The organism is Mycobacterium sp. 1423905.2, from assembly GCF_001673155.1.
Lineage (GTDB): Bacteria > Actinomycetota > Actinomycetes > Mycobacteriales > Mycobacteriaceae > Mycobacterium.
Genome location: NZ_LZLE01000331.1, coordinates 1 through 586, shown reverse-complemented (window position 1 = coordinate 586; position 586 = coordinate 1). Strand labels below are relative to the sequence as shown.

Genomic DNA, 586 nt, shown 5'->3' with positions numbered 1-586 from the left:
CCCGGGCCGCGCGGTCAGTGAGACGTTCTCCAGTAGGGCCTTGCCGTCGACGGCGAACGAGACGGCGTTGACTTCCAGGCCGCCGGCCGGCGTCGCCCCCGCCGTCTGGCGCACCAGATTGCCACCGGAGAAGAGCAGGTCGACGTTGCCGATGGTGACGACGTCACCCTCGCTGAGGATGGCCGATCCCACCCGGATGCCGTTGACGAACGTGCCGTTGATGCTGTGCGCGTCGCGGATCTCGGCGCCGACCGGAGTCGGCGCCAGGTAGGCGTGGTGGCGGGAGGCCAGCACGTCGGCCACGACGATGTCGTTGTCCAGGGATCGACCGATGCTCGCGCTGCGGGCGACCGGTGTGGCGAGGCTGGACTCGGCGGTCACGGTCGGCACCCGCTTGGTCGTTACCTGCGACTCGGCGGTGGTCGGGTTGACCCGGATGCGCTGCACGTCTGCGCTGGCCGCCGGGCCCGGCGGCGGGGGCAGCGGTGTCTCGCGGGTGCGCGACGGCGGGGGCGACGCCGGCCGGCGGCCTGGAAGTCAACGCCGTCTCGTTCGCCGTCGACGGCAAGGCCCTACTGGAGAACGT

1 protein-coding gene is annotated in these 586 nt (G+C 72.0%); it reads right to left on the bottom strand.

Annotated features, from left to right (window positions below; all coding sequences use genetic code 11):
- The coding region (locus A9W95_RS22805) for an FHA domain-containing protein (RefSeq protein WP_253851738.1) at window positions 1–447 on the bottom strand (447 nt) is incomplete at its 3' end.
- Window positions 448–586: the final 139 nt, after the last annotated feature.